Genomic DNA, 25,253 nt, shown 5'->3' with positions numbered 1-25,253 from the left:
AGGGGGCGCGCCTGCATGCTGTTGACCATCGCCGCACTGCTCTGCCTGCTGCTGCTGGCCCGCATCTGCGGCGTCGCGGCCGAGCGGATCGGCCAGGCGGCGCCGGTCGGCGAATTGCTGGCCGGCGTACTGATCGCCTTGGCGATGTTGCCGCTGGCGCCGCTCGAGGCGCACTTCGCCGCCGCCCGCGCTTCGATCTACCTGGACGAGATCGCCACACTGGCGATCTTCTTCCTGGTGTTGCAGGCCGGCGTCGAGTTGGAGCCGAAGGAGGTCTTCGCCGCCTCGGGTGGTGCCCTGCTGGTGGCGCTGGGCGGCGTGCTGCTGCCGCTGGCCCTGGGCGTGCTGCTGGCCTGGTGGGCGCTCCCGACGTCCGACCTGAAACCGGCGCAGGCGCTCGTCGTCGGCGTTGCCATCTCGGTGACGGCAATCCCAGCCACTGCCCGGGTTTTCGAGGAACTCGGCCTGTTGCACAGCCGGCTCGGCGTCACCGTGCTTTCGGCCGCGCTGATCGACGACGTCTTCGGCCTTCTCCTGCTGGCCATGGTGACGACCGTCGCAGTCACCGGCGGCGGGGCGGACCTTGCGGCGCTGGGATGGCTGGCGGCCAAGGCCGTCGCTTTCTTCGCGGCGACCAGCCTGCTGGGCGTCCACGTCTATCCGCATATCAGCGGGCGGCTGCAGGAGGAAAAGGTGGTGGCGCTGGAACTCAGTGTCCTGGTGGCGGTGGGCCTCGGCTACGCCCTCCTGGCCGAGGCCCTCGGGCTGCACTGGGTGATGGGGGCCTTCATGGCCGGCCTGTTCTTCGAGCCGCATCGCATCGGGCACCAGGCCTACAACGACATGAAGCTCATCCTGGCCGCCATCTGCAGCGGTGTGCTGGGGCCGCTGTTCTTTGTCTCCATCGGCCTGCAGGTCGATCTCGCCGCGGCCGCCGCCGAGCCGCTGCTGCTGGTGCTTGTCATCCTGGCCGCATTCTTCGGCAAGCTGATCGGTGCCGGCATTCCGGCCCGGCTGCTGGGCTTCGACCGGCGCCATGCCTGCGCTGTGGGCGTCGGTATGTCGGCGCGCGGCGCCGTCGAGCTGATCATCCTGGGTGTGGTGGCGGAGGCCGGCGTCTTCACGCCCGGCCCGGGCAACGGCGTGGTCTCCAGCCTCTTCTCAGTCCTGGTGCTGATGGCGGTGGTGACGACCCTTGTAACGCCGGTGGCGTTGCGCTGGCTGCTGAAGCGCGATGACTAGCGGACCACGCTTCATCGGCAGCGAGATTTATCGCCGCTCGACCTACGGCGGGCGGCACCCGCTGGCGATCCCGCGGGTCTCGACCTGCATCGATCTCTGCCGTGCCCTCGGTTGGCTGCCCGATGCGTTCTACATCGACAGCCCGCGGGCGACGCCCGAGCAGCTGGCGCGCTTCCACGACCCGGCCTACATCGCCGCCGTGCAGCGGGCCGAAGCGACCCAGGGCCTGCCGGCGGCGGAGCAGGAGCGCTTCAACCTGGGGCGCAACGGCAATCCGATCTATCCAGAGGTGTTCCGCCGCCCGGCGACGGCCTGCGGCGCCTCCATCCTGGCCGGCCGCAGCCTCGCGGCGGCGCCGGGCGTCATCTACAGCCCGGCCGGCGGCACCCACCACGGCCGACCGGACCATGCCAGCGGCTTCTGCTACTTCAACGATCCGGTGCTGGCGATCCTGGCCATGCTGGACGGCGGCCTGTCGCGGGTCTTCTACCTGGACGTCGATGCCCACCATGGCGACGGCGTGCAGGATGCCTTTCACGACGATCCGCGGGTCTTCACCCTGTCGATCCACGAGGACGCGCGCTGGCCGATGCGCAAGGAGGGCGCCGGCGGCATCGACGACCGCGCCGGGGGCGCGGCGCGCAACCTGCCGGTGCCGGAAGGCTTCAACGACAGCGAGATGGATTTCCTCATGGGGGAAGCCGTGCTGCCGCTGATCGAGGCCTTCGCGCCGGAGGCCATCGTCCTGCAGTGTGGCGCCGATGCCCTGGCGGAAGACCCCTTGAGCAAGCTGGCGCTGTCCAACGCTGCCCTCTGGCGCGTGGTCGCAGGGGTGACGGACCTCGTACCGCGTCTACTGGTATTGGGCGGCGGGGGCTACAATCCCTGGTCGGTGGGGCGCGCCTGGGCCGGCGTCTGGGCGACGCTCAACGGCTTCGAGATCCCGCAGCGCCTGCCGGCGCAGGCCGAGGCGGTGCTGCGTGCCCTCGAATGGCGCCACAGCCGCGGGCGAAATCCGCCGGAGGCCTGGTTCACTACCCTGGCCGATGCGCCGCGCCCAGGGCCGCTACGGGACGCGGTGCGCGATCTGGCGGCGCGCGCCTTGCGGCCCTGAACGACTTGCTTGCCAGCCCTTGTTCGCAGCAATTTTGGTGGATACATCTAGCGCTATGAAAAGACTTCTCATCCTGCTCGCGTTCGTGGTCGTCGCCTGGAGCGTTCCGGCCGCCGCGCAAAACGGTCTCGTCACATTCCCAAGCGATACGCTGAGCATCGAGACGGCGGACGGCGAGACGCACGACTTCACCGTCGAGATCGCCGAGACGCCGGACCAGCGCGCCCAGGGGCTGATGTTCCGCCGTCAGATGGACGCGGACGCGGGCATGCTGTTCCTCTTCGGCCGCAGCGAAGAGCGGGCGATGTGGATGAAGAACACGCTCATCCCGTTGGACATGCTGTTCATCGATGAAACGGGCAAGATCGTGCGGATCGAGCAGCGGACGGTGCCGCATTCTCTGCGGGCCATCGTCTCGGGTGGCCCGGTTTCCGCGGTACTGGAGTTGAATGCCGGGACGGCGTCCCGTCTCGTGATCAAACCCGGGGACCGGGTCCGTCATCCCGCATTCAAGTAGCGTTCTCTGGCGCCGAAACAACCGGCGGCGAGCGCTGCAATCAACCGTCCCAAGACACAACGGGCTCAAGAGGGCCCCGAGTGCATCGACCTCGAAGAAGTTCCCGGGTTCGGCTTTTCCGGTGCCTGTTAGGCTTCCGGATCCATCGCGACCTGCTGCATGGCCTTCCAGCCTTCGCCGGCGGCCACCAGGCAGGACATGCCCTGCGGCGTGGTCACGATGATGGACCAGGTGGTGCCGTTGCCGGTGGTCAGCACTTCGACGAGACCGCCGTTGTGGGTGACACCGAGAGCGACAGGCTGCTCCTTGTACTTCTGCTGCAGGACCTGCAGTACCGAGTCTCGCTGATCACACTGAGGCTGCGCCATCGCTGCACCGGAGCTGACGAGGGCGAGTCCAGCGCCGAGCGCTAAAATCTTCCACATGATAAGCCTCATCTTCAGTTGTCTTTCAGCGAAACGCTTTCGCCGACATGACAAGCTTTTCACGGCGGAATGAAGATGCTGTTAACGTCCGCTTAAGCATGAGTTAACGACGTCATTTAAATTGTGATTAGTTGGCCTGCGCGGATCGTTTACGTACGAGCGTAAGGCCGTCGCCCAGCGGCAGCATCGAGCAGCTAACCCGTTGGTCCGACGCGATCTTGGCATTGAGGGCGCGAATGGCCCTGGTATCCGAATCACCCGGAGCGGGATTCGTTACCGCTCCGCCCCACAATACGTTATCGACGGCGATCAGGCCGCCGTCGCGCAGCAGCTCCAGGCACCTTTCGTAATAGGCCTCGTAGTTGCTCTTGTCGGCGTCGATGAAGGCGAAGTCGAAGCGGCCGGCCGCTCCTTCGGCCAGCAGCGTGTCGAGGGTTTCGAGGGCGGGCGCGAGACGCAGATCGATCTTGCCGGCAACGCCGGCCTCCTGCCAGTAGCGCCGGGCCACCGCCGTGGTCTTCTCGTTCACGTCGCAGGCGATCAGGCGCCCGTCGGGCGGCAGGGCGAGCGCCACCGCCAGCGCCGAATAGCCGGTGAAGGTGCCGATCTCCAGGCAGTGCCGGGCGCCGATCAGTTCGGCCAGCAGCGCCATGAACTGGCCCTGCTCCGGCGCGATCTGCATGCCGGCGCCGGGCAGGCCCGCCGTCTCCTCACGCAGCCGGCGCAGGAGGTCCGTCTCGCGCAGCGAGTTCTCCAGCAGGTAGGCGTAGAGGGCGTCGGTCATCTCGATGCTGCGTCGGGACATTTGGGACTCCTGAAGGGAATTGCACGAAGAGTCATCTAGGCGCACGCGTTGCCGGCACCAACACAAACCGTCACCCCGGACAAGCGAGCGTCAGGCAAGTGCGATCCGGGGCCTATTGCGCCGCTTGGCGTCCGGACCATCCATGGTTCCCGGCTCGCGCTCCCTGCGGTCGCTTGGCCGGGATGACGAGCGGGGTGGTGCGAGATGGATTGCGAGCCTACAGCACCTTGCCTTCGAAGGGGTGCCAGCCGTCGCGGCTTTCGATCTCGACCACCCAGACGTCGGGGTCGCGCTTCACCGCGCGCTCGACGTAGGCGTCGGCGTCGGCCTCGGACACCAGTTCGCCGCCCAGCGCCGGCATCCAGGCGATGGCCCCGTCGATGTCGCGGGTCTGGTTCAGCACCTTCACGCCCTGGCCGATCTGGTTGACCTTGAGGATCAGGGTGCCGCTGTTCTTCTCGCCGCGGTGAACGACGGCGGCGGGGATGTTGTCGGCGATGCAGCGCCGGATGTGGGCCTTGATCCACAGCTCGGCGGGCAGGCGGCCATCCGGCTCCACTAGATCTGCTCTTTGGTCTTGAGGAAGCGCAGGTCCGGCCAGTCTTCTGCAGCGCGATCCAGGTGCCAGGCATTGCGTGCCAGGAACACCGGCGCGCCGGTGTGATCCGTCGCCAGCGCGCCCTGGTTGGCATCCATGAAGCGCTTCAGCTTCAGCGCATCGTCGGCCTCGACCCAGCGCGCGGTGTGCAGGGAAGTCGGCTCGAAGCGCACCGGCACCTCGTACTCGGTGCGGATGCGGTCGGCCAGCACGTCGAACTGCAAGGGACCGACCACGCCGACGATCCAGTCGGCGCCGATGTTCGGCTTGAAGACGCGCGCGGCGCCTTCCTCGGCCAGCTGCTGCAGCGCGCGGCCCAGGTGCTTGGCGCGCAGCGGGTCGACCGGGCGCACCGCCTGCAGGTACTCAGGCGCGAAGGAGGGGATGCCGGTGAACTTCAGATCCTCGCCCTCGGTCAGCGCGTCGCCGATGCCGAGGTTGCCGTGGTTTGGGATGCCGATGATATCGCCCGGCCAGGCTTCCTCCGCCAGCTCGCGGTCGCGCGCCAGGAACAGCACCGGGTTGTGCACGTTGATGGTCTTGCCGCTGCGCGAATGCTTCAGCTTGGCGCCGCGCTTGAAGTGGCCGGAGCACAGGCGCAGGAAGGCGATGCGGTCGCGGTGGTTGGGGTCCATGTTGGCCTGGATCTTGAACACGAAGCCGCTGACTTTTTCTTCCGTCGGCAGCACGTCGCGGCTCTGCGCCGGCTGCGGGCGCGGCGGCGGTGCCATGTCGCCGACGCCCTGCAGCAGCTCGCGCACCCCGAAGTTGTTCAGCGCCGAGCCGAAGTAGACCGGCGTCAGATGGCCCTCCAGGTAGGACTGCATGTTGAAGGGCGGGCAGAGCTCGCGCACCATCTCGACGTCCTCGCGCAGCTTGGCGACGGCGTCGGCTGGCAGCAGGGTATCCAGCTTCGGGTCGTTGATGCCCGAGCAGCTTTCGCCCTCGGCGCCCATCTTGGTGCGGCTGCGCTCGACCAGCAGCAGGCGGTCGTGCAGCAGGTCGTAGCAGCCGAGGAAGCTGCGCCCCATGCCGATCGGCCAGGAGGCCGGGGTGACGTCCAGCGCCAGGCGCTGCTCGACCTCGTCCAGCAGCTCGAAGGGATCTCGGCTCTCGCGGTCCAGCTTGTTCACGAAGGTGATGATCGGCATGTCGCGCAGGCGGCACACCTCGAACAGCTTCAGGGTCTGCGCCTCGATGCCCTTGGCGGCATCCAGCACCATGACCGCGGAGTCCACCGCCGTCAGGGTGCGGTAGGTGTCCTCCGAAAAGTCCTCGTGGCCCGGCGTGTCCAGCAGGTTGAAGGTCTTGCCGGCATAGTCGTAGGTCATGACCGAGGAGGCGACGGAGATGCCGCGCTCGCGCTCCACCTTCATCCAGTCGGAATGGGCGCGCCGCTGCTCGCCGCGCGCCTTCACCGCCCCGGCCAGCTGGATCGCGCCGCCGAACAGCAGCAGCTTCTCGGTCAGCGTGGTCTTGCCCGCGTCGGGGTGGGAGATGATCGCGAAGGTGCGCCGCCTCGCGACGGCATCGGACAACTGGGACATGCTCTATAGGGGGCAAGGGATCAGGGTCGGCCGGGAAAATGGGGCCTTCCGGAGGAATTTACAAGCGCGGAGGGACCGATATCGCCGGATAGAGCCTCCGCGGACCCCGCCACCGGCTGGATGGATTGGGGGGCAAGGCGGGGCAGGCGGCTTGGAAGAGGCTCCAGCGAATAGGGTTGCGCGATCCGGCCATGGCGGATCACAGCCATTGTGATCCGTAAGATTCTAACTCAGAGATTCTTGAACCACGGCGGCGAGCAATCCCCGCCGCCCTCATCGGTCAGGGCGGTGGAATCCGGGTCTGGGCGAGCACGTCGGTATCCATGCCGAGCGTGGCGAGACAGACCGCCGTGATCAGCAAAACGATCCAGAATCTGCTCATATCCCTCTCCTCTAGCCAATTGATTGCGGTCCTGTCGCAGAACCTTATCTGCCCTGATCCGCAGCCGGTGCATCACGTGGCACATTCCACTGACGAGCGGTTTATCTGCTCAAGGATGCGGCGGATCTTCAGCACTCTTTCAGAATAAGCGGCATCGGGGGTCTCACCGTCGCGCGACTCGGCGACGCGCCTGATGCGCCACGCCTTTAACAGGATCTTCTGCGCTTCGCAGGTGGTCTCCTCCTTGAAGGTTTGGTCGATATGCGGAGCGATCTCTGGATCGATCTCGCGCTGGTCGGCCTGCCGCGCCAGAATGAATCCCTGGGCGGCGAGAGTATCGAAGCGAAGCTGTTCGATCCTTCGAGCCACCTCGGATTCGGATTTCGTTAATTTTCTCAGAACGGGTCCGAGGCACCCTTCGAGAGCAGAGGAAGTGTCTGTTGAGAGCTTGCCCAGATCCTGGGCCACTCTTGTGAAGTGATTGAAACGCTCTTCCTTGGTGAAGACGCCGGGATCGAAGGCGGCCGCTTCCAGCAGCCGTGTATACGTCTGCAGATAGGAGTAAATGTAGAATCTGAAATAGTCCTCGATTTCTTCGTGAAGTCCCGCGCTAACTAGAGCGTCATCTCGAATGAGTCCGTTTTCTGAGCAATGCGCGACAAACTCGCTCGGACGGTCTGCGGGGAAAGCTTTAAACTTTCGGAACTGGTCCTCAACCCGCGTCACCAGCATGCGCGCGTACTTTACCTGGGCATCTGTGTTTCGGGTATAGCCGAAGATTCCTTCCAGCGGACTGAGCAGTCGCACAGCCAGGACGAACTCGCTGAAATCCCCACGGCTGATGCCGAAGTAGCCCTGCGACTCTTCCGTCATGAAGAGGTCGTATTCCCTTTCCAAATGCTGCCCCGCTTCTTCCGGATAGCCCGACGCTGCAATGATGGCAGCCTCAAGTATTGACTTGTAAGGCAGGCTGTAGGTGGGATTTTCGAGTCTAGCTCGCAAGCTCGCCAACTCGCGTATGGTATCTCGATCAAGGGTTCGGCGCAGTTCGATGCACTGATTAGCTGCTACAGTCAGTTCTTCATACTTTGTGATGTCCGCGTACTGGCTGGCGTAGTGACCGAATCGGATGAGATTTTCTCGAAGGGTCCGCAATGCTGGACTGAAGCTTGTTTCATCTTCTTCATCTTCAGTGGGTTCTCTGGCGTTCTCATCTGGTTCGAACGTGACCGGGGTAGGGCCATTGGCCGGTGCGGCATGGCCGCTGTCTACGGCCGGATCGCCTTTCGCTGCCTTGGGATCGAAGAGAACCAGATCTGCGGAATAGCTCGCCGCAAACTCCGACAACTCGTCCTGAATGGGCGAGCCATTGGGAAAGAACGCCACATAGGTCCTGTCCAAGCAGTGCTCCAGTGGGCTCAGCTTTTCCAGGTACGCGACACTCGTAGCAAAATCCTTGTGGAGTCTGTCCTTTGCCTCGAGCGCCCGCTGTTCCTCGACACGGAGCAGTGCGAGCCGGTCCCCGTCGGCCGATTCGGTGGTAGCGAGATCATTCAACGCTGCGCGTATTCTCTTCAGTTCGCCACATTTCAGAGCTTCGTGCTGGTCGCACCAGTGCAGCAGCTTGTCCCGATCTCTTGTGACACGGTCAAAGGCTTCGGGAAGCATTCTGACGCCCAACTGGAATGGGGTACGGATGTTGGTGGTTCCAGCATCGTTGCCGACTACCGATGTAAGCGATTGTGGTTGCTCTCTCGAGGCGATGTTGAAATCCAACGTGATACCCGCGGCTTCGATGCGCGTCATGGCCCGCAGAACATGCTGCAGTTCGTAGGAGAAGAAGCCGATGGTGAAAAAGAAGACGAAGGGCACGGCGCGCACGGCCAAGTAAAGCGGCGGGGTTTGATCCTTCTTCACTACCGAAGTCAGTTCAACGAAAAGAGCGCCGCAGAGCAATGCCAGGGGGATCTTCACGGAGATCGGCGTATTGAGCTCGCGGATGATTGATCGATCCGCGAAGTCGAGGTCCGCTGAGGCAAATATGGCGATCGCGACGACACTGAGCACGGTTACAACGCAACCCGCCAATACTGCGATGAAGGGCCACACTCGGGTCTGTATAAGTTCACGCGCCCGGCGAAGGTGAGGGTTTCCGCGCACGGCGGCGTAGATCAGCGAGCCGATGGCGATCAGCAGCAGGAACCCGAGCTTCTCTAGATGGATCATCGAAGCGTCTCCACTTGTTCTGACGGCGGCACAAGTTGAGTCTTCTACGCGGCAACCCTCTCATGTTGAGGTTGTGCAATTCCAGGGTGCATAGGTAGTAGCTATTTCCTTGCATGATAGCCAAACGATTGCACCTATAGGCTGTGAGACGATGTCGTCCACGCTCTGTGCCCCCCACGCCGGTCATGCTGGCGCCACGGCGAATGCCGTGCTAGCCCTTTCAAATCACTCATCATTAGGGCGAATCGACATGGCCTCGCTGACTTCCTGGTCCCCCCACGTCCTCAGCCTGCTGCGCGTCGCCTCCGGCGCGGCCTTCCTGGCCCACGGCACCATGAAGTGGCTGAACTTCCCGCCCAGCACCATGAACGTCACGCTGACTTCGTGGGGCGGCGCGGCGGGCGTCATCGAGTTGGTCGGCGGCGCCCTCATCGTGCTGGGTCTCTTCACCCGCCCGGCCGCCTTCATCTGCTCCGGCACCATGGCCGTCGCCTATTTCATGGCCCACGCGCCGAAGAGCTTCTTCCCAGTGCTGAACGGCGGCGACGCGGCGCTGCTCTACTGCTTCGTCTTTTTCTACCTGGTCTTCGCTGGCCCCGGCCCCTGGTCGCTGGACGCGATCCTGCGCAAGAAGGGGTAGCGAGCCTCAGCCAGAGGCGCGGATCGCCGCCAACCCGCGCTTCTGGCGTCCCTCGCCGTCGAAGTTCGCCGGGTCGAGCCAGGTCTGGAAGGCGGCCTTCAGCGCCGGCCACTCGCCGTCGATGACCGAGAACCAGGCGGTGTCGCGGTTGCGGGCCTTGTAGGTGGTTGCCTGGCGGAAGATGCCCTCGAAGGTGAAGCCGAGGCGCCGCGCGGCCTTGCGTGAGGGCGCGTTGAGGGCGTCGCACTTCCACTCGTAGCGCCGGTAGCCCAGCTCGTCGAAGACGCGGGCCATCATCAGAAACATCGCCTCGGTCGCCGCCGGCGTCCGCTGCAGGGCAGGGCTGTAGTTGATATGCCCCACCTCGATGACGCCGCCTGCCGGGTCGATGCGCAGGTAGCTGGCGAGGCCGATGGCCTTGCCGCTCGCTGAATCGACGATGGCGTGGAACAGCGGATCGTCGCCGAGACAGGTCTTCTCCATCCAGGCGCGGTAGTCCTCGAGGCGCGCGAAGGGGCCGTAGCCGAGATAGGTCCAGTTGCGCCCTTCCGTGTCCAGGCCGTTGGCGGCAAAGAGGTCGGCGGCGTGCCGCGCCGGATCGACGGGCTCGACACGGCAGAAGCAGCCTTCCATCGCCGTGCGCGGCGGCCGCGGCCGCGCGGTCCAGCCGGGCAGGGGCGCTCCGACCGGCTGGCCGAGGTCGTTGGTCGCGAAGGGGTGGTCGAGCGGATCGTATATCGAGGCGGTCATGGCGGTCCTGGCACGGAGGGAGTGTATCCTGCTCCCTCATGCCGCCGGGCGGACCCGCCGGCAAGAACCAAATGGGAATTTGGGAGGGTGCCACTTGCGCGTGGCCCCTCCCTCCGGCACCGGCTCAGAGCGTCATGACGATGCGGCCGTCGATCGTGTTGGCACGCATGCGCTCGAAGATGCTGTTGATCTCCTCCAGCGGCTCGGTGGTGTAGTGGCACTTCACCTTACCCTCGGCGGCGAACTGCAGGCATTCGGCGAGGTCCATGCGGGTGCCGACGATGGAGCCGCGGATGGTCTTGCGCGTCAGCACGGTGTCGAAGATGTCGAGATCGAAGGACCCCGGCGGCAGGCCGACGAGGGACATGGTGCCGCGCTTGCCCAGCATGCCGAGGGCCTGGCTGAAGGCCTTGGGTGACACGGCGGTGACCAGCACCCCGTCGGCGCCGCCGCAAAGCTTCTTCACTTCTGCGACGGGATCGTTCTCCAGCGCGTTCACGGTGGCATCCGCGCCGACCTCGCGGGCGAGTTTCAGCTTGTCCTCGGTGATGTCGACGGCGATGACGTGCAGCCCCATCGCCTTGGCGTACTGCACGGCCAGATGGCCGAGGCCGCCGATACCGGAGATCACCACGCTGTCGCCCGGCTTGGTGTCGGTTTCCTTCAGACCCTTGTAGACCGTGACGCCGGCACAGAGGATCGGCGCGGCGGGGGCGAAGTCGAGGCGGTCGGGCAGGTGGCCGACGTAGTCGGGATCGGCCAGCACGTATTCGGCGAAGCCGCCGTTCACCGAGTAGCCAGTGTTCTGCTGACCGTCGCAGAGGGTTTCCCAGCTCGACAGGCAGTGCTTGCAATGACCGCAGGCGGTGTGCAGCCAGGGCACGCCGACACGGTCGCCTTCCTTCACGGCGGTGACGCCGGCGCCGACCGCAGCCACCTCGCCGACGCCTTCGTGACCGGGAATGAAGGGCGGGCTCGGTTTCACCGGCCAGTCGCCGTCCGCCGCGTGCAGATCCGTGTGGCAGACGCCGGAGGCGGCGATCTTCACCAGAATCTTGCCGGGCGTCACCTCCGGCACCGGCACCTCGTCGATGGAAAGGGGCTGCTTGAAGGCGCGGACGACCGCCGCTTTCATTGTCTTGGCCATGGTCGGAATCCAATCGTTCGGGGGCGTGGGAGCGCCATGAAACACGATGGGATGCCGGGACTTCTTTGATCTTCCTCAATAACCTGGGCTGCTGCGCCGAGGCTTCAAGAATCGTGATGCAAGCGTCACAGGATTCATCGGCCAAGTGTCACAAAACGTCATTTGCCTGCGTGCGGTGCCGAGGCGAGCTTCAGGAAGATGCGGTCCTCGCGCAGGATGAAGCGTTCTTCCTGCGCGAAGCGGTAGTTCTCCCGGCCCAGCGGGTCTTCGGCCAGGCGCGCGCGGTAGGCCTCGTAGGCAGCCAGGCTCTCGATGGCGTAGACGCCGTAGGCGGTGGTGGCCGAGCCCTCGTGCGGCGCGAAGTAGCCGATGAGGTCGGCGCCGCAGCGCGGGATGGCCTGGCCCCAGGTGCGGGCGTAGGTCTCGAACGCGGCCTTCTTGAAGGGGTCGATCTGGTAGCGGATGAAGCAGGTGATCATGGCGGCCTCGGGCGATGATGTAACTCTCGCCGTTTAGAGCAGCTTCCGCAGGCAGGATGTTTCGCCGGCGACCGAAGTGTCGCCGCGCAGACCGTGGCAGTAATTCAGGCCGCTGTGCCTTCCTCGCCAACCTCCGCGAAGGCGTCGAGCGGCGCGCGGATCGACCAGGTGAAGGTTCCGTTGCCGCTCTCGTCGGTGGCGAAGTTCAGGCTGACCTCGCCTCGAAACGACGCGGCGGCATGACGCTCCAGGATCCGTGAGCCAAATCCTTTCTCTATCTGTGCCGCCGGCGGTGGGCCGCCGCTTTCATGCCAGGAGAGGTGAAGCCGTGGCGCCGCGGCGACCGACCTGTCGATGTGCCACGCGATCCGCACCTTGCCCGAGGAGACCGACAGCGCGCCGTGCTTCGTGGCGTTGGTGCCCAGTTCGTGCAGCACCAGGCCGAGGTTCTGCACGGCTGCCGGCTTCAGCTGGAAATTCTCGCCCTCCAGAGTCAATTGCTTCTGCGAGGCGAGAAAGTTCGCCAGATGCGACTGCACGACACTTTTCACCGGCACGCCGGTCCACTGGGTCTCGGTCAGCAGGTCCGTCGAGCGGCCGAGGCCGGCGATCCGCTCGGTAATGGCGAGCTTGAATTCATCGATGCCTTTGCTGTGGCGGGACGTCTGGTTGATGATCGCCTGGGTGACGGCCAGTTGGTTCTTGGTGCGGTGCGCCAGCTCTCCCAGCATCAGGCGGATCTGGTCTTCGGCGTGGCTGCGGTCGACGGAGGCAGCCGACAGGGCCCGGGCGACCCTGTCGATCTCGGCGATCGGAGACTGGATCGGTGCGACGCGCCTGCCATCGCCGACATCCTCGGCCATCTTGGCCAGCCCGCCGATCGTCACGCGCAGCTTGCCGGCCAGGAAGACCGCGGCGGCAATGGCAATGGCGAGCAGGGCGGTACTGCCGAAGATGAGCTTTTCCCAGGTGGTGAGGATCGAGGCCTGGGCGGCAACGGTTGGGCCCCAGACCACGGCCTTCCAGCCAGAGTCCCGCAGCGGCGCGTAGCCGACGATTTCCTCCCTATCCTGCTCGTTCTGGCGGTAAGCAACCCCGCTCGTGGCGGTCAGTTGCGTGGCCAGGTCCGGGTCGAAGTGGCGCGCTTTGCCGGCATCCGCTTCCGGAGGCGTTTCGGCGCTGGAGACAACGACAGCGCCGGCGCTGTCGATCACGGCGGCGGTCCAGCCCGCCGGCAGGCCGTCGGGGTTGATCAGCCCCCGCAACTCATCGGCGTTCTTGGTGATGATCAGGGCGCCGCCGTCCGGCGTCAGGTCGTCCGGTAGCGGGATGATGACGTTGAAGACCCAGCGCTGGCTGGTGGCGCCGTAAAAGACGTCCGAGACTTGGATGGCGTCCGTCCGCAGGGCCGCCTCCAGGGCCTTCATATTCGAGGTCTTGCCAAGCGAGGTTCCGTAGGGCACCCGGGTATTCAGCAGCTGCTGACCGTCTTCGTCGACCAGAATCACGAACAGCGAGCCGTGGCGCAGTGCGGCCTGCGCGCGATTGTGGAAAGCCTCCAGGTCGTCGTTGCTCAGTTCCGGCGAGGTGACCAGGACCTGAAGCGTCGTGGTCATCTCCTGTACCGTATGGCCGACAGCCGTGGCGAGCAATTGCGCCTCGCGTTCCGTGCGGCTTTCCAGCGCCGCGCGCTCGTTCAGCTGAAGCTGCGCCAGCAGCAGTGCGGCGAAGGCGAACACCGGCAAGGTCACCGCGCAGAACATGGCGACGAGATAGAAGCCGATGGAGGCCTTGGGGACGCGCAGGACGCTCGGCCGGGCAACGCGAGCAGGGATGTCCGGGTGCCGGGCAGGATTGGCCTGCGCGGAGGTTTCGCTCATTGGGATACCAGTCGGGGGGCGTTCACAGGGCCCACAATAAGGCGTGTCGCCGGGAAAAGCACTTGCATAGATCGCCCGGACGGCCGACCCCGAGCGTTGGCGGGAGTGCTTGCAGCCGCAGCGCCCTGACCCTATTCTGCCTCCGTCTCAACGGGGTGCCCATCAAGGGCTGAGAGACCGGCGCGGCCCTGCCGCAGACCGGACAACCCGATGAACCTGACCCGGGTAATGCCGGCGGAGGGATTTGAGCGACCGGCCGACCACCAGCCCACCGTTTCTCAAAACCAGCCGCCCCATAGATACTATGGAGCGAATAATGCACCTTTCGACTTGCCTGCTTGGCGCCGCCGCGATCTGTTTCGCCGCATTGCCCGCGGGCGCCGCGGACAAGACGCTGACGGTCTACACTTACGATGCCTTCACCTCCGATTGGGGGCCGGGCCCGGCGATCAAGGAGGCCTTCGAGGGCCAGTGCGACTGCACGCTGGAGTTCGTCGCGCTCGATTCCTCCATCGGCGTCCTCAGCCGTCTGCGCCTGGAAGGCGAGAACAACAGGGCCGACGTGGTGCTGGGGCTCGATCTCAACATCCTGGCCGAGGCGAAGGAGAGCGGGCTCTTTGCCGCGCACGGCGTGACGCCGGACAATCTCCAGCTGCCCATCGCGTGGCGCGATGACACCTTCCTGCCTTTCGACTTCGGCTACTTCGCCTTCGTCTACGACACGCAAGTGCTGGCCGATCCGCCGAAGAGCCTCCGGGACTTGGTCGAGGCGCCTGACGACCTGAAGATCATCCTGGAGGACCCGCGCAGCTCGACGCCGGGCCTCGGCCTGCTGCTGTGGGTGCGCTCGGTCTACGGCGACGAGGCTCCGGCGGCCTGGGCGAAGCTCGCCAGGAAGACGCTGACCACGACCAAGGGCTGGAGCGAGGCCTACGGCCTCTTCCTCGAGGGCGAGGCGCCGATGGTGCTGAGCTACACCACCTCGCCGGCCTACCACATGATCGCCGAGAACGAGGACCGCTACCGGGCCGCCAGCTTCGCCGAGGGCCACTACATGCAGGTCGAGGTGGCGGCGATGACGCGGTCGACCGACGACCCGGAACTGGCGCAGCAGTTTCTCCGGTTCATGCTGACCCCCGGCTTCCAGTCGACGCTTCCGACGGGGCAGTGGATGTACCCGGTGATCGACCTGCCGGAGGGCCTGCCCGCCGCCTACGACAGGCTGGTGGATCCGGCAAAGCCGCTGCTGTTCCCGGCGGAGGAAGTCGCCGCAGAGCGCAAGGCCTGGGTGGAGGAATGGCTGCAGGCGGTCAGCGAATAGCGCCGCCTCCGGTTCCCTGTTTGTCATGCCCTGGTGGCTGCCCGCCGCACTCGCGCTCACCGTTGTCGCAGCGGTGGTCGGCGGTGCGCTGCTGGCGCTCGGCCTCGCCGCGCCGGGTTTCGACTTCGTCGGCAACCTCGCCGATGCCTACCTCTGGCGCGTGGTGTGGTTCACCGTTCTCCAGGCGACGCTCTCTACGCTGCTCTCGGTAGCACTGGCGGTCCCCGTGGCGCGCGCGATGGCGCGGCGGCGCTTTCCGGGCAGGGGCCTGCTGCTGCGTCTCTTCAGTCTCTCTCTGGTGATTCCCACCATCGTCGCCATCTTCGGCATTGCCGCGGTGCACGGGCGCACCGGCTGGGTGAACGACGCGCTGGCCTTCCTCGGCCTCGGGCGCGCGGACTACCTCTACGGCCTCACCGGCATCCTCATCGCGCATGTCTTCTTCAACATGCCCATCGCGGCGCGCATTCTGCTGCAGGCGGTGGAAGCGGTGCCGCCGGAGACCTGGCGCGTCGCCAGCCAGTTCGGCCTCAAGTCGCGCGATCTCTTCCGGCTTATCGAGTGGCCGGCCATGCGCACCGTGCTGCCGGGCGCCGCGGGGCTGGTCTTCATGCTGTGCTTCACCTCGTTCGCGGTGGTGCTGACGCTGGGCGGCGGACCCAAGGCGACGACGCTGGAAGTTGCCGTCTACCAGGCGCTGCGCTTCGACTTCGACCTCGGGCGCGCCGTCACGCTGGCGCTGGTGCAGCTGCTGCTGTGCAGCGTTATCGTGACGGCGGTGTTGCGGCTCGCGGTGCCCAGCACCACGGCGCTCACCGAGGGCCGGATCTACGAGCGGCCCGATACCGGCGGGCGCATCGGTATCGCGGTGGATGCGCTGGCGCTGCTGGTGACCATCGGCCTGGTGGTGTTGCCGCTGGCCGCCGTCGCGGTTGCCGGATTCAACCCCACCGCCGCCGAGGTGCTGACGCGCGCAACCCTGTGGCGCGCAACCGGCCAGTCGCTGGTCATCGCGCTCTCGGCCGCCAGCCTGGCCCTGCTGCTGGGCGGCGCCATCCTGGTCACCAGCCGCATCCTGCGCCACCGCCTGGCGCGGGCCGGCGCCGCCGGGCGGCTGGAGCTTTCCGCTTCGCTCATCCTCGTGGTGCCGCCCTTCGTGCTGGCGACCGGACTCTTCGTGCTGCTGCGCCCGGTGGCCGACGTCTTCGCGCTGGGCATGCCGCTGGTCATCCTGGTGAACGCGCTGATGGCCTTGCCCTTCGTGGTGCGTTTTCTCGGCGGGCCGATGATGGAGGAGGCGCAGCGCCATGACCGCCTCTGCCAGAGCCTCGGCATCGCCGGCTGGAACCGCCTGCGTCTGATCGAGTGGCCGGGCCTGCGCCGCCCGGTCGGCCTGGCGCTGGCGGTGGCGGCGACGCTGTCGCTCGGCGACCTAGGTGTCGTCGCCCTGTTCGGCAGCCAGGACTTCGCCACCCTGCCGCTGCTGCTCTACCGCGCCATGGGCGGTTTCCGCATGTCGGAAGCGGCGGTCATCGCGGCGCTCCTGTCGCTGCTGTGCCTCGTGCTGTTCCTCGTCATCGAAGGCGGCCTCGGCGGCTTGCGAAGGCGAGACAATGTCTGACCGTTCCATGCTGCAGGTCGAGGGCCTCACCTTCCGCTACGAGGACATGCAGATGGTCTTCGACCTGACGCTCGCGCGCGGCCAATGCCTCGCCGTGCTGGGACCGAGCGGGGCGGGCAAGTCGACGCTGTTGAGCCTCATCGCCGGCTTCGAGAAGCCGCTTTCCGGCCGCGTGCTGGTTGCCGGCGAGGACGTCACGCAGCGCAAGCCGGCCGACCGCCCGGTCACCAGCCTGTTTCAGGAGCACAACCTCTTCGCCCATCTGACAGTCGAACAGAACGTCGGCCTCGGCCTCGACCCGGGCCTGCGCCTCGATGCCGCCCAGCGGCACGCGGTCGCCGGGGAACTGGCCCGTGTCGGTCTGGAGGGACTGGAGAAGCGCCGCCCGGCACAGCTTTCCGGCGGCCAGCGCCAGCGCGTGGCCCTGGCGCGCAGCCTGGTGCGGGACAAGCCGCTGCTGCTGCTGGACGAGCCCTTCAGCGCCCTCGATCCCGGCCTCCGGCTGGAGATGCTCGACCTGTTGCGCCAGTTGCAGGCGGAAAGGAACCTTACCGTGGTGATGGTCAGCCACAATCCCCAGGACGCCCGCCGCATCGCCGGCGAGACCGCCTTCGTCTGCGACGGCCGAATCGTCGCCGCCGGCCCGACGGAGGCCCTGCTGGCGGCGCGCGAGCCCGCCGCGCTGCGCGCCTTCCTGGGGCCGGAAGCCGGCTGACTCCCCCGTTTTCCCAGGGCGAGGGCACGACGGCAGGCTTGCCCTACCGCAACCCTTGGCATTGTTTTAGGTTGGACTGCGGGACGGCGCCGTCGCAGGGTCGCCCGCCCGAGATAAAAAACAAGCCGCATGAAGGTGTTATGGGGTCGGCGCGAGGGAGACGAGGGGACCGCGAGGCGTTCGCCCGGCCGGGGAGCCGGGCGGCGGCGCTGCTGCGCCGGATTCTCCTGCTGGTTTCTCTCGCCGTGCTGTCGACTCCTGTCGCAGCGGCCCGGGAGGCGGGTCCCGCGCTGACCGCCGCCGACATCGAGGCCGCCCTCGTCCAGATGGAGGCCCTCGGCGCGTTCTTCGCTGCGGTCGCCGGGCGCGAGACCAACGAAGCCGCCAGCGCGCGATGGTATCGCCTGGGGATCAACTACAAGGGCACGGCGGCGGTCCTGCGCCGCGCGTTGTTGGGGGACAGCCTGGTGATCGAGGATCTGCCCGACGGGCGGCGGGTCGCCCTGGCCGAAGCCGGCCGCATCGCCATTGACGACACCCTCGACGGCGGCTGGGAAGACGCTGCGGACGCAGAGGCGTCGGAGGTCCTGTTGCGCGATTCACTGATGCCCGCGCTGTTCGAGGCCCTGGCGCAGCGGCGCCTGCCGCAGGATTGGCCCTGGCTGGCGGATCACCTGCGCGCGGTCGGCGGTCTCGTCGCGCCGTCGCAGGACCCAATGGGACGCCCGCTGCTGGCGCGCTACTTCCAGGCCAAGGACGCCTACCTCTGGCTCGCCCTCAGGCGCATCGGGGAAGGCGATCCTGCGGCCCGCCAGGGCTTCGCGCAGCGCCAGAGGGCGACTTTCGAGACCGTGCGCGGGCTTGAAAGCCAGATGGCCGCGATCCTCGGCGCGGCGGAGGCCGAGCGGCTGCAGCGCGACTGGTCGGCCTCCGTGGCCCAGGTCGACGGCTTTGCGGTGACCCGCGGCTGGGTGCTGCTCGATCCGGCCCTGCGCCGGACGCAGCTCGGCGCGGCGGCGCGCGAAGCCGCCGACGCGGTCGATCAGGCTGCCGCCGAGGTTGTCGCTGCGGCGCCGCGCTCGGCCCTGGCCGCCGCGCGGGTCGAGGGGCGAGAGCCTCGGCCGACGACTGCGGCGCCGCACCAGGACGACCAGAGCGTGAACCTCGGCGCGCTCGTGGCGCAGACGCCGGGCAGCAGGGTGAGCGCAGCGCCGCCAGACGCCGCCGCCGCCCGCGCGGCGATCGCGGTTCATGGCTTTCCGCCGCGCAACAGGGTCACGGCGGGAGAGCCCGGGGCGACACCGGTGATCGCCGCGCAGGACGAAGCGCTCGACGGCGCGCGGCGCCAGGTGGCGACACTGGAGGCCAAGGTCGGCGAACTGGCCGCCGCATTGGAAGCCCGGGCGCAGGAGGCGGCCCGGCTGGAAGCCGCCCTCGCGCGGGAGCGCGAGCGGTCTGCTGCAGCGGAGCGTGAGCGCCAGGCCGCGGCAGCGCGTGAACGGGAAGCCGAGGCGCAGCAGCGCAGGGCGGTGGAGGCGGCGGCCCAGCAGGCGACCGCTGAAGCCGTCCCGCCCGCGCAGCCGGTGGCCGAGACTGCGGAAAAGCCGGCCGTGTCGCCGCTTCAACTTGACCAGCGGCAGATCTATGTCGTCGGCGCCGTTGCGGTGCTCGTCATGCTGGTGCTGCTGATCTGGCTGCGCGGGCGGCGTCGGACGGCTGCGGTGGTGGCACCGCAGCGCCTACTGACGTCGCCGGATGCGACCGCTTCGACGGCTCGCGACGCGCCCTTGCCGCAGCGGCCGGTCATCGAGGTGCCGGCGCGGGCGCCGACCCCCGAGCCGGCGCCGATCCCGGAGCCAGTGGCAGAACCGGTATCGGTGCCGGAGCCGGCATTCGCGGCTGCGCCGTCGGCGGTGCCGCGGATCGCCATGTCGCGGCTGCCGGAAGGCGCGCGGATCCGGGTGGACGGCGTCACGCCGCCGACGGCGGCAGCCAGGGCCGCCATGCAGGCCGCGACGGCGCGGCGCGGCGCCGCCCAGGGTGCTGCACCGGCACAGGTCACGGCGGCAGAAGCGGGGGCGGAAGAGGGCGCGGAAGCGGCACAGCTCGGCAGCGAAGCGGATACCGCCGCACATCCCATCGTGCACGCGCTGCGCCGGGGCAACCTGCCGCTCTTCGAGCTGCTGTTCAGCGAGCTGACCGCCCTGCGCAGCCCGCAGCTGCAGCGCATCGTCTACGGCGGCCGCGGCGAGGATCTCGCCATCGTCTGCCGCGCCGTCGGGGTCGACAAGCTGCTGTTCGGCTCGATCTTTCTGCTGACCGACCACCTGCGCGGCGGCAGCCGCGAGGAGGAGCCGGAGCGTACCGCGGCGATGCTGCAGATGTACGACCGCATGCCGCCGGCCACCGCGCAGAAGGTGTTGGCGAAGTGGCAGCGCAACTGGAGCGGCCAGCGCCGGGGGAGCATGCCGGATGTCCACTAGGCGCAAGGGCAAGGCCGCCGGGCGGGCAAAGGGCGGGGGCGGACGCGGCCGGACGGCATCGCGCGGGGGCGGGTCCGGCGGAGGGCGATGGCTGCCGCTCACCTTCAAGGGCTGGCTGCGGCGCGCCGTCATCGCCCTGCTGGTGGTCTTCGTGATCGCGCCGCTGAGCCTCGTCGTGCTCTACCGCTTCGTACCGGTGCCGGTCACCCCGCTGATGCTGATTCGCCTGGTCGAGGGGCAGGGGCTGTCGAAGGACTGGGTCGCCTGGAGGGAGATCGCCGTGCCGATGCGACAGGCGGTGGTCGCGGCGGAGGACAATCTCTTCTGCGAGCACAGCGGGTTCGACTGGAAGTCGCTGGAGGCGGCGGTCGAGGCCTATGCGGCCGGCGAGCGCGCCGGCGGCGGCAGCACCATCTCCATGCAGACGGCCAAGAACCTCTTCCTCTGGCCGTCGCGCAGCATCATCCGCAAGGGGCTGGAGGTGCCGCTCACCGCGAGCCTCGAACTGTTGTGGCCGAAGCAGCGCATTCTCGAGGTCTATCTCAACGTCGCCGAATGGGGTCCGGGCATCTACGGTGTCGAGGCCGCGGCGCGGCACTACTTCGACCGCCCGGCCGGCGAACTCTCCCTGGCCCAGGCCTCGCGACTCGCCGCCGTGCTGCCCAATCCGCTGGAGTGGAGTCCGCAGCCGGCGAGCGATTACGTCGCCCAGCGTGCCGGCACCATCCGCACGCGGGTGCGCCAACTGGGCCCGCTGCTCGACTGCGTCAGCGGCTAGGGGGGATGTTCTCGTCAGCAGCCCGTTGGAGCGGATTCTTCTCAGACCCGCGTGTTCGCCTGCATGATGGCGAACATCTCCTGTTCCAGCTGGGCACGCCGGCGCCGCAGCTCGCCGTCGCGCTGGGCGGCGGCCGGATCTTCCAGCGTGTTCAGGCTGCGGATGCCGGCGGTCAGCTCGGCGTGGCGGGTGCAAAGATCCTCGAAACCGGAATCCGCGGCGGAAATCCGCGTCAACATGTTGCGCAGCCGGCTGACGACGATGTCGAAGGGTACGGACATGGCATTCTTCCCCTGGCTCTGCCCTGGCGCAGTCTCCAGCATGCCGGGGCGCCGGCCGCTTCGCTGTCCCAGGAGCGGTCACTCCTGCGGTGGGGAGGACTTTTTTGAGACCTTTCGGCGGCGGCAGCGCGCAAGACCAAAGTTGGCGCAGGTCGGGCGGAATCCGTTAGGTTTCCTCCCGGCGGGGCAGGGGCCGACAGGCGGCGATGACGCCGTATACGGGAACAGCGGAGCAAGAGGCGAGGATCATGAGCGTGAAAGCCGCAAGAAAGGCGAAGAAACCGAAGCGTTTTCAGCTCGCCGGGGTCGCGCTGGACAAGACGATCGAGCGCGGGAAATACGATGACGCGCTGGCGGAGCAGCAGCTTCTGCTGCGCAAGATCCAGCAGGCCTACCTGGCCTCCGGGGACCGCGGCATCGTGGTTTTCGAGGGCTGGGATGCTGCCGGCAAGGGTGGCACTATCCGGCGTATGAGCGCGGTGATGGATCCGCGCGGCTTCAAGGTCTGGCCGATCGCCGCGCCCACCGATGTCGACAAGGCGCGCCATTTTCTCTACCGCTTCTGGGAGCGCGTGCCACCGGTCGGCGCAATCTCGGTGTTCGACCGCTCGTGGTACGGCCGGGTCCTGGTCGAGCGGGTCGAGGGTCTCGCCAGCAAGGCCGAGTGGTCGCGCGCCTACCGCGAGATCAACGAGTTCGAGCGCATGCTGGCCGACGACGGGGCACGCATCGTGAAGGTCTTTCTGCACATCTCGCCGGAGGAGCAGCTGAAGCGCTTCGAGCAGCGGCTGCACGATCCGATGAAGCGCTGGAAGCTGACCTACGAAGACTTCCGCAACCGCGACCGGCGGCCGGACTACGAGGCGGCGGTGGAGGAGATGGTCGCGCTCACCTCGACGGACCTTGCGCCCTGGCACGTCATCCCGGCCGAAGACAAAAAGTACGCCCGGATCACCGCCCTGCGGCTGATCACCGGCACCTTTGCCGAGGGCGTCGAACTGGAGGCGCCGCCGATGGATGCCGAGGCCATCGCGCTGGCCCGGGCGGTCTTCGGCTCGCTGCCGAAGGACCTGTAGCGCCTTGGGAAAATGGCGTCGGCGGCGCGGCGGCGCGCTTTGGCGTTGCCAAATGCGGGGCGAGACCCTAGGTTTTCCGCGCATCGGGGCGTAGCTCAGCCTGGTAGAGTGCCTGCTTTGGGAGCAGGATGTCGGAGGTTCGAATCCTCTCGCCCCGACCAACCATCCAATCCGCTGGCCAATCCGCCGGCTAATCCCCCGGAAGGCGCGCGGAGAACCCGCGCGGGGCTCGCTCCATGACCCTCGCCAAGCTGGACCACGTGAACATCCGCACCGCCGAGCTGGCGCGGCTCCAGGCTTTCTACTGCGATGTCCTGGGGATGACCGTCGGGCCGCGGCCCGCCTTCAGCTTCGCCGGCGCCTGGCTCTACAGCGGCGCGGGAGAGGGGCGCCAGGCGACGGTGCACCTGGTCGAGGTGGCCGAGCAGCCGGCGCCGGAGGGCGCCCTGCGGCTGGAGCACTTCGCCTTCGCGGCCGAGGGACTGGGCGCGTTTCTGGCGCATCTGAAGTACCTCGGCGTCGCCTACCGGATCGGCGTCATCCGTGACTTCGGCATCGTCCAGGTCAATATCCACGACCCCGACGGCAACCACATCCACGTCGACTTCGCCGCCGCCGAGGCCGCCGGGGTGACCGGAGAGCCGGCCCTGGCCGGGCTGTGAGCAGCGCCGGACTGTCTTCCCGCGGACCGGAAAACGGCCGTGCGGAAAGGCGTTGCGCGGGCCGGGTCAGCGGCTATCATGCGGCGCAAATCTTTGGGATTCCCTCCAGGAAGCAGGATCGGCGCATGCAGGTGCGAATCTTCCAGCCGCCCAAGACGGCGATGCAGTCCGGCCGGGCCACCACCCGCCAGTGGGTCATGGAGTTCGAGCCCCAGTCGGCGCGCCAGGTCGAGCCGCTGATGGGCTGGACGTCGTCCAGTGACATGCGCTCGCAGCTGCGCCTGCGCTTCGACACCCTGGAAGAGGCGATCGCCTACGCCCAGAAAGAGGGCCTGATGTACAGCGTCGAGCGCCCACACGAGAGAAAAGTGAAGCCGAAGGCCTACGCCGACAACTTCAGATACGACCGCCTGGGCCGCTGGACCCACTGAGTCACTTCTGACGGCCCCTCCGGAAGCACGGGAGGGGGTCTCGCGTCGAGGGCTTCCAAGCGCCCGTAGCTCAGCTGGATAGAGCACGTGCCTTCTAAGCATGGGGTCGCAGGTTCAAGTCCTGCCGGGCGCGCCAATTTCTCTAATTTTTTCAGTGCCTTACAAGAGATTGCTGCGAACGGCCAATAGTCTGAAAGTTTGGCACGTGCTCGCCGTCGGGCACGCCAGGTGAGCGAGCGTTTCAGCGTGAAGACCTCTTCGACGCACGCGCCAGGCGGTTCCCGCCCATTTTACGGGCCTTAATGGAATGTGAACCCAAGGCCGTCAGATTCATCCGGCGGTTGATCACTTTCCATTGAGACGACTTATGCTGGATGTGCCGAAGGCGGCTGAGAATGTTCAGATCCTGCTCCTGAACGATCAGAGCACGCCCTTTGATTTCGTAGTCGATCTGCTGGTGTCGGTCTTCAGTAAAGAGGATGTCGACGCGCACCAACTCGCTGCGACAGCTCACCACTATGGAGAAGTTCTCTGTGGCCTATGGCCGCCGTCCGTAGCGGCGGCACTCCTGGATGCCGCAAATGCGCGAATCACGGCAGCAGGACATTCATTGAGCCTCGCTCAGCAGTCAGCGGAAGGGCGCAGCGTGCCGGGGCAGGCACAGTGCGATTTCTGCGGCACGCCGGAAGCCCAGGTCGCCAAGTTGTATGGAACGAGGGCTGCGCGGATTTGCAACAACTGCATCCTGCAGGCTTCGGCCCATCTTTCCGGAAGTATCAAGAGCGCGAAGTTCAGACATTCCAAGGAGATCCTGGATTGGCACTTCGCGGGTACCCGCATCGAAGACCTCGTCACCTCGACGCGCGTCTATCCTGAGCGCTCGCGCGCCGACCTCCAGAGGGCCCTGGATGAGATCATGCCCGCCAGGACCGTACGTCTGGTTGGTGTCAAAGGAAGCTTCCGCTATGAAGCTTTGACCTTCGCCGACCTGCTGCAGGTTCAGCGGGATGCCAAACTCTTGACGCCGGTCCAGTATGCCGATGTGGATGTCGGCGACGATGCACCGGTCTCCTGCATTGAGCGGGGGCTGTGGCTGCTGGAGTGCGATGGTTTTCGCCATGCGGCGCTGATCTCGAACGAGACGCGTCCGCAAGGGGGCTGCGAGATTCGATTGGAGATTGCCGTGCCCGCGGGCGAAGCGGGCCAAGAGCTTGTCCAGCGGTATTTCGCCGCCATCGAAACCACCATCACGGCAGCGAACGCCTATCGCGGAAAGATTCTCTCCCTAGAAGCAGCGGACCACTGGAGCGGAATGGCCGGCGCAGTCCTGGTGCACAGGCTGCCGGCGGTGAGCCGTGATCAGGTCATTCTGCCGGAGGAGACTCTGGCGCTGCTTGATCGCAATGTCCTGTCATTCGCAGAGCATCGCCGCAAGCTGAAATTGCTTGGCCAGTCGACAAAGAAGGGATTGCTTTTCTATGGCCCGCCGGGCACCGGCAAGACCCACACCGTGCGCTATCTTGCGAGTTGTTTGCCGAAACATACAACGTTGCTCGTGACAGCCGAGCAGGTTGGGCTCCTTCCTGCCTACTTCGGCTTGGCGCGACTGCTGCAGCCCTCGCTCGTCGTCATCGAGGACGCGGACCTGATCGCGCGCCAGCGCGAAAGCATGGGAAGTGCCTGCGAAGAGTCGCTCCTCAACCGGCTGCTCAATGAGATGGACGGCCTGAAGGAGGATGCCGAGATATTCTTCGTTCTCACGACGAACCGCCCGGAGCAGCTCGAAGCCGCACTTGCTGGACGCCCGGGGCGTATCGACCAGGCTGTGGAGTTCCCGGTGCCGGACCGTCGCGGGCGGGAAAAGCTCGTCGGGCTCTATGGTGGGGTGCTGGCCCTGACGCCGCATGTCGTGGCTGCGGCGGTCGAGCGGACTCAAGGTGTCAGCGCCGCCTTCATCAAGGAGCTGATGCGTCGCGTCGCCCAAGTGAGCTCCGAGCGTGGCGACGATGCAGCGGTTACGGCCGAAGATCTGGATCGGGCCCTGGGTGAGATGCTTTTTGAGGGAGGCCGTCTGAACGCCAGGCTGCTTGGCGGTCAGCAAGACACTCAAGCATCGCCCTAGGCTGGTCGGCA

At 66.7% G+C, this 25,253-nt stretch carries 23 protein-coding genes, 2 tRNA genes and 1 riboswitch; of the genes, 15 read left to right on the top strand and 10 right to left on the bottom strand.

What is annotated here, in order from left to right:
- Nucleotides 1-15 precede the first annotated feature (15 nt).
- From WDC82_RS23420 to WDC82_RS23410, 3 genes are read left to right on the top strand one after another with little or no spacing between them, the layout of a single operon-like run.
- A complete protein-coding gene (locus tag WDC82_RS23420) occupies nucleotides 16-1,242 on the top strand; it encodes a cation:proton antiporter (protein ID WP_340119842.1) in 1,227 nt (408 codons plus the stop codon).
- Entirely contained in the window at nucleotides 1,235-2,356 is a 1,122-nt protein-coding gene (locus tag WDC82_RS23415) for an acetoin utilization protein AcuC (protein WP_340119841.1), read from the top strand. Before WDC82_RS23420 ends, WDC82_RS23415 begins: the two co-directional genes overlap by 8 nt.
- Nucleotides 2,357-2,411: 55 nt before the next feature.
- Entirely contained in the window at nucleotides 2,412-2,873 is a 462-nt protein-coding gene (locus WDC82_RS23410) for a DUF192 domain-containing protein (RefSeq protein ID WP_340119840.1), read from the top strand.
- Between the two features lie 128 nt (nucleotides 2,874-3,001).
- Here the strand turns inward: WDC82_RS23410 and WDC82_RS23405 are convergent, their stop codons facing one another.
- The 5 genes from WDC82_RS23405 to WDC82_RS23385 all read right to left on the bottom strand — a co-directional run bounded on the left by WDC82_RS23405 (nucleotide 3,002) and on the right by WDC82_RS23385 (nucleotide 8,856).
- A complete protein-coding gene (locus tag WDC82_RS23405) occupies nucleotides 3,002-3,298 on the bottom strand; it encodes a hypothetical protein (RefSeq protein WP_340119839.1) in 297 nt (98 codons plus the stop codon).
- 127 nt (nucleotides 3,299-3,425) lie between these two features.
- A complete protein-coding gene (locus WDC82_RS23400) occupies nucleotides 3,426-4,103 on the bottom strand; it encodes a class I SAM-dependent methyltransferase (protein WP_340119838.1) in 678 nt (225 codons plus the stop codon).
- Between the two features lie 217 nt (nucleotides 4,104-4,320).
- The gene (locus WDC82_RS23395; protein ID WP_340119837.1) at nucleotides 4,321-4,662 is read right to left on the bottom strand and encodes a DUF1491 family protein; all 342 of its coding nucleotides are present in this window, start codon (nucleotides 4,660-4,662) and stop codon (nucleotides 4,321-4,323) included.
- Nucleotides 4,662-6,248: a peptide chain release factor 3 gene (locus WDC82_RS23390; RefSeq protein WP_340119836.1), complete on the bottom strand. Its 1,587-nt coding sequence runs from the start codon at nucleotides 6,246-6,248 to the stop codon at nucleotides 4,662-4,664. Before WDC82_RS23390 ends, WDC82_RS23395 begins: the two co-directional genes overlap by 1 nt.
- Nucleotides 6,249-6,702: 454 nt before the next feature.
- Complete coding sequence (locus WDC82_RS23385; protein ID WP_340119835.1) at nucleotides 6,703-8,856, bottom strand: hypothetical protein; 2,154 nt, start codon at nucleotides 8,854-8,856, stop codon at nucleotides 6,703-6,705.
- A gap of 250 nt (nucleotides 8,857-9,106) precedes the next feature.
- Between WDC82_RS23385 and WDC82_RS23380 the strand changes: the two genes are divergently transcribed.
- Entirely contained in the window at nucleotides 9,107-9,496 is a 390-nt protein-coding gene (locus tag WDC82_RS23380; protein ID WP_340119834.1) for a DoxX family protein, read from the top strand.
- Nucleotides 9,497-9,502: 6 nt separating this feature from the next.
- On the opposite strand, the gene WDC82_RS23375 is transcribed toward WDC82_RS23380, so the two are convergent.
- The 4 genes from WDC82_RS23375 to WDC82_RS23360 form a co-directional block, all read right to left on the bottom strand.
- Nucleotides 9,503-10,246, bottom strand: coding sequence for a GNAT family protein (locus WDC82_RS23375; RefSeq protein WP_340119833.1), 744 nt, complete (start codon nucleotides 10,244-10,246; stop codon nucleotides 9,503-9,505).
- A gap of 124 nt (nucleotides 10,247-10,370) precedes the next feature.
- Nucleotides 10,371-11,393, bottom strand: a complete 1,023-nt coding sequence (gene adhP / locus WDC82_RS23370; protein WP_340119832.1) for an alcohol dehydrogenase AdhP — start codon at nucleotides 11,391-11,393, stop codon at nucleotides 10,371-10,373.
- Between the two features lie 158 nt (nucleotides 11,394-11,551).
- The gene (locus tag WDC82_RS23365; RefSeq protein ID WP_340119831.1) at nucleotides 11,552-11,872 is read right to left on the bottom strand and encodes an NIPSNAP family protein; all 321 of its coding nucleotides are present in this window, start codon (nucleotides 11,870-11,872) and stop codon (nucleotides 11,552-11,554) included.
- Nucleotides 11,873-11,976: 104 nt separating this feature from the next.
- Complete coding sequence (locus tag WDC82_RS23360; protein WP_340119830.1) at nucleotides 11,977-13,752, bottom strand: sensor histidine kinase; 1,776 nt, start codon at nucleotides 13,750-13,752, stop codon at nucleotides 11,977-11,979.
- A 141-nt stretch (nucleotides 13,753-13,893) separates the two neighbouring features.
- Nucleotides 13,894-14,013: riboswitch (TPP riboswitch) on the top strand.
- Nucleotides 14,014-14,068: 55 nt separating this feature from the next.
- Between WDC82_RS23360 and thiB the strand changes: the two genes are divergently transcribed.
- The 5 genes from thiB (at nucleotide 14,069) to mtgA (ending at nucleotide 20,670) form a co-directional block, all read left to right on the top strand.
- Nucleotides 14,069-15,073 carry a thiamine ABC transporter substrate binding subunit gene (gene thiB, locus WDC82_RS23355; RefSeq protein ID WP_340119829.1) on the top strand — a complete coding sequence of 335 codons (1,005 nt, stop codon included), beginning with the start codon at nucleotides 14,069-14,071 and terminating at the stop codon, nucleotides 15,071-15,073.
- 25 nt (nucleotides 15,074-15,098) lie between these two features.
- Nucleotides 15,099-16,694 carry a thiamine/thiamine pyrophosphate ABC transporter permease gene (thiP, locus tag WDC82_RS23350; RefSeq protein ID WP_340119828.1) on the top strand — a complete coding sequence of 532 codons (1,596 nt, stop codon included), beginning with the start codon at nucleotides 15,099-15,101 and terminating at the stop codon, nucleotides 16,692-16,694.
- Nucleotides 16,687-17,409: a thiamine ABC transporter ATP-binding protein ThiQ gene (thiQ, locus tag WDC82_RS23345; RefSeq protein ID WP_340119827.1), complete on the top strand. Its 723-nt coding sequence runs from the start codon at nucleotides 16,687-16,689 to the stop codon at nucleotides 17,407-17,409. Before thiP ends, thiQ begins: the two co-directional genes overlap by 8 nt.
- A gap of 140 nt (nucleotides 17,410-17,549) precedes the next feature.
- The gene (locus WDC82_RS23340) at nucleotides 17,550-19,892 is read left to right on the top strand and encodes a DUF2336 domain-containing protein (RefSeq protein ID WP_340119826.1); all 2,343 of its coding nucleotides are present in this window, start codon (nucleotides 17,550-17,552) and stop codon (nucleotides 19,890-19,892) included.
- Nucleotides 19,882-20,670 (top strand): monofunctional biosynthetic peptidoglycan transglycosylase, encoded by a 789-nt coding sequence (mtgA, locus tag WDC82_RS23335; RefSeq protein ID WP_340119825.1) that lies wholly within the window; start codon nucleotides 19,882-19,884, stop codon nucleotides 20,668-20,670. Before WDC82_RS23340 ends, mtgA begins: the two co-directional genes overlap by 11 nt.
- Nucleotides 20,671-20,711: 41 nt before the next feature.
- On the opposite strand, the gene WDC82_RS23330 is transcribed toward mtgA, so the two are convergent.
- Complete coding sequence (locus tag WDC82_RS23330) at nucleotides 20,712-20,951, bottom strand: hypothetical protein (protein WP_340119824.1); 240 nt, start codon at nucleotides 20,949-20,951, stop codon at nucleotides 20,712-20,714.
- A 248-nt stretch (nucleotides 20,952-21,199) separates the two neighbouring features.
- Between WDC82_RS23330 and WDC82_RS23325 the strand changes: the two genes are divergently transcribed.
- The 6 genes from WDC82_RS23325 to WDC82_RS23300 all read left to right on the top strand — a co-directional run bounded on the left by WDC82_RS23325 (nucleotide 21,200) and on the right by WDC82_RS23300 (nucleotide 25,242).
- Complete coding sequence (locus tag WDC82_RS23325; protein ID WP_340119823.1) at nucleotides 21,200-22,027, top strand: polyphosphate kinase; 828 nt, start codon at nucleotides 21,200-21,202, stop codon at nucleotides 22,025-22,027.
- An 84-nt stretch (nucleotides 22,028-22,111) separates the two neighbouring features.
- Nucleotides 22,112-22,188: transfer RNA gene (locus WDC82_RS23320), tRNA-Pro, on the top strand.
- A gap of 75 nt (nucleotides 22,189-22,263) precedes the next feature.
- Nucleotides 22,264-22,689 carry a VOC family protein gene (locus tag WDC82_RS23315; protein WP_340119822.1) on the top strand — a complete coding sequence of 142 codons (426 nt, stop codon included), beginning with the start codon at nucleotides 22,264-22,266 and terminating at the stop codon, nucleotides 22,687-22,689.
- A 125-nt stretch (nucleotides 22,690-22,814) separates the two neighbouring features.
- Complete coding sequence (locus WDC82_RS23310) at nucleotides 22,815-23,120, top strand: ETC complex I subunit (RefSeq protein WP_340119821.1); 306 nt, start codon at nucleotides 22,815-22,817, stop codon at nucleotides 23,118-23,120.
- Between the two features lie 59 nt (nucleotides 23,121-23,179).
- Nucleotides 23,180-23,256, top strand: a tRNA-Arg gene (locus WDC82_RS23305).
- A 231-nt stretch (nucleotides 23,257-23,487) separates the two neighbouring features.
- Nucleotides 23,488-25,242 (top strand): ATP-dependent Clp protease adaptor ClpS, encoded by a 1,755-nt coding sequence (locus tag WDC82_RS23300; protein ID WP_340119820.1) that lies wholly within the window; start codon nucleotides 23,488-23,490, stop codon nucleotides 25,240-25,242.
- Nucleotides 25,243-25,253 lie beyond the last annotated feature (11 nt).

Source organism: Pelagibius sp. 7325 (genome assembly GCF_037652055.1).
Taxonomy (GTDB): domain Bacteria; phylum Pseudomonadota; class Alphaproteobacteria; order Kiloniellales; family Kiloniellaceae; genus Pelagibius.
Note: the sequence above shows the minus strand (reverse complement) of the source record. Positions and strands in the feature narration are given on the sequence as shown.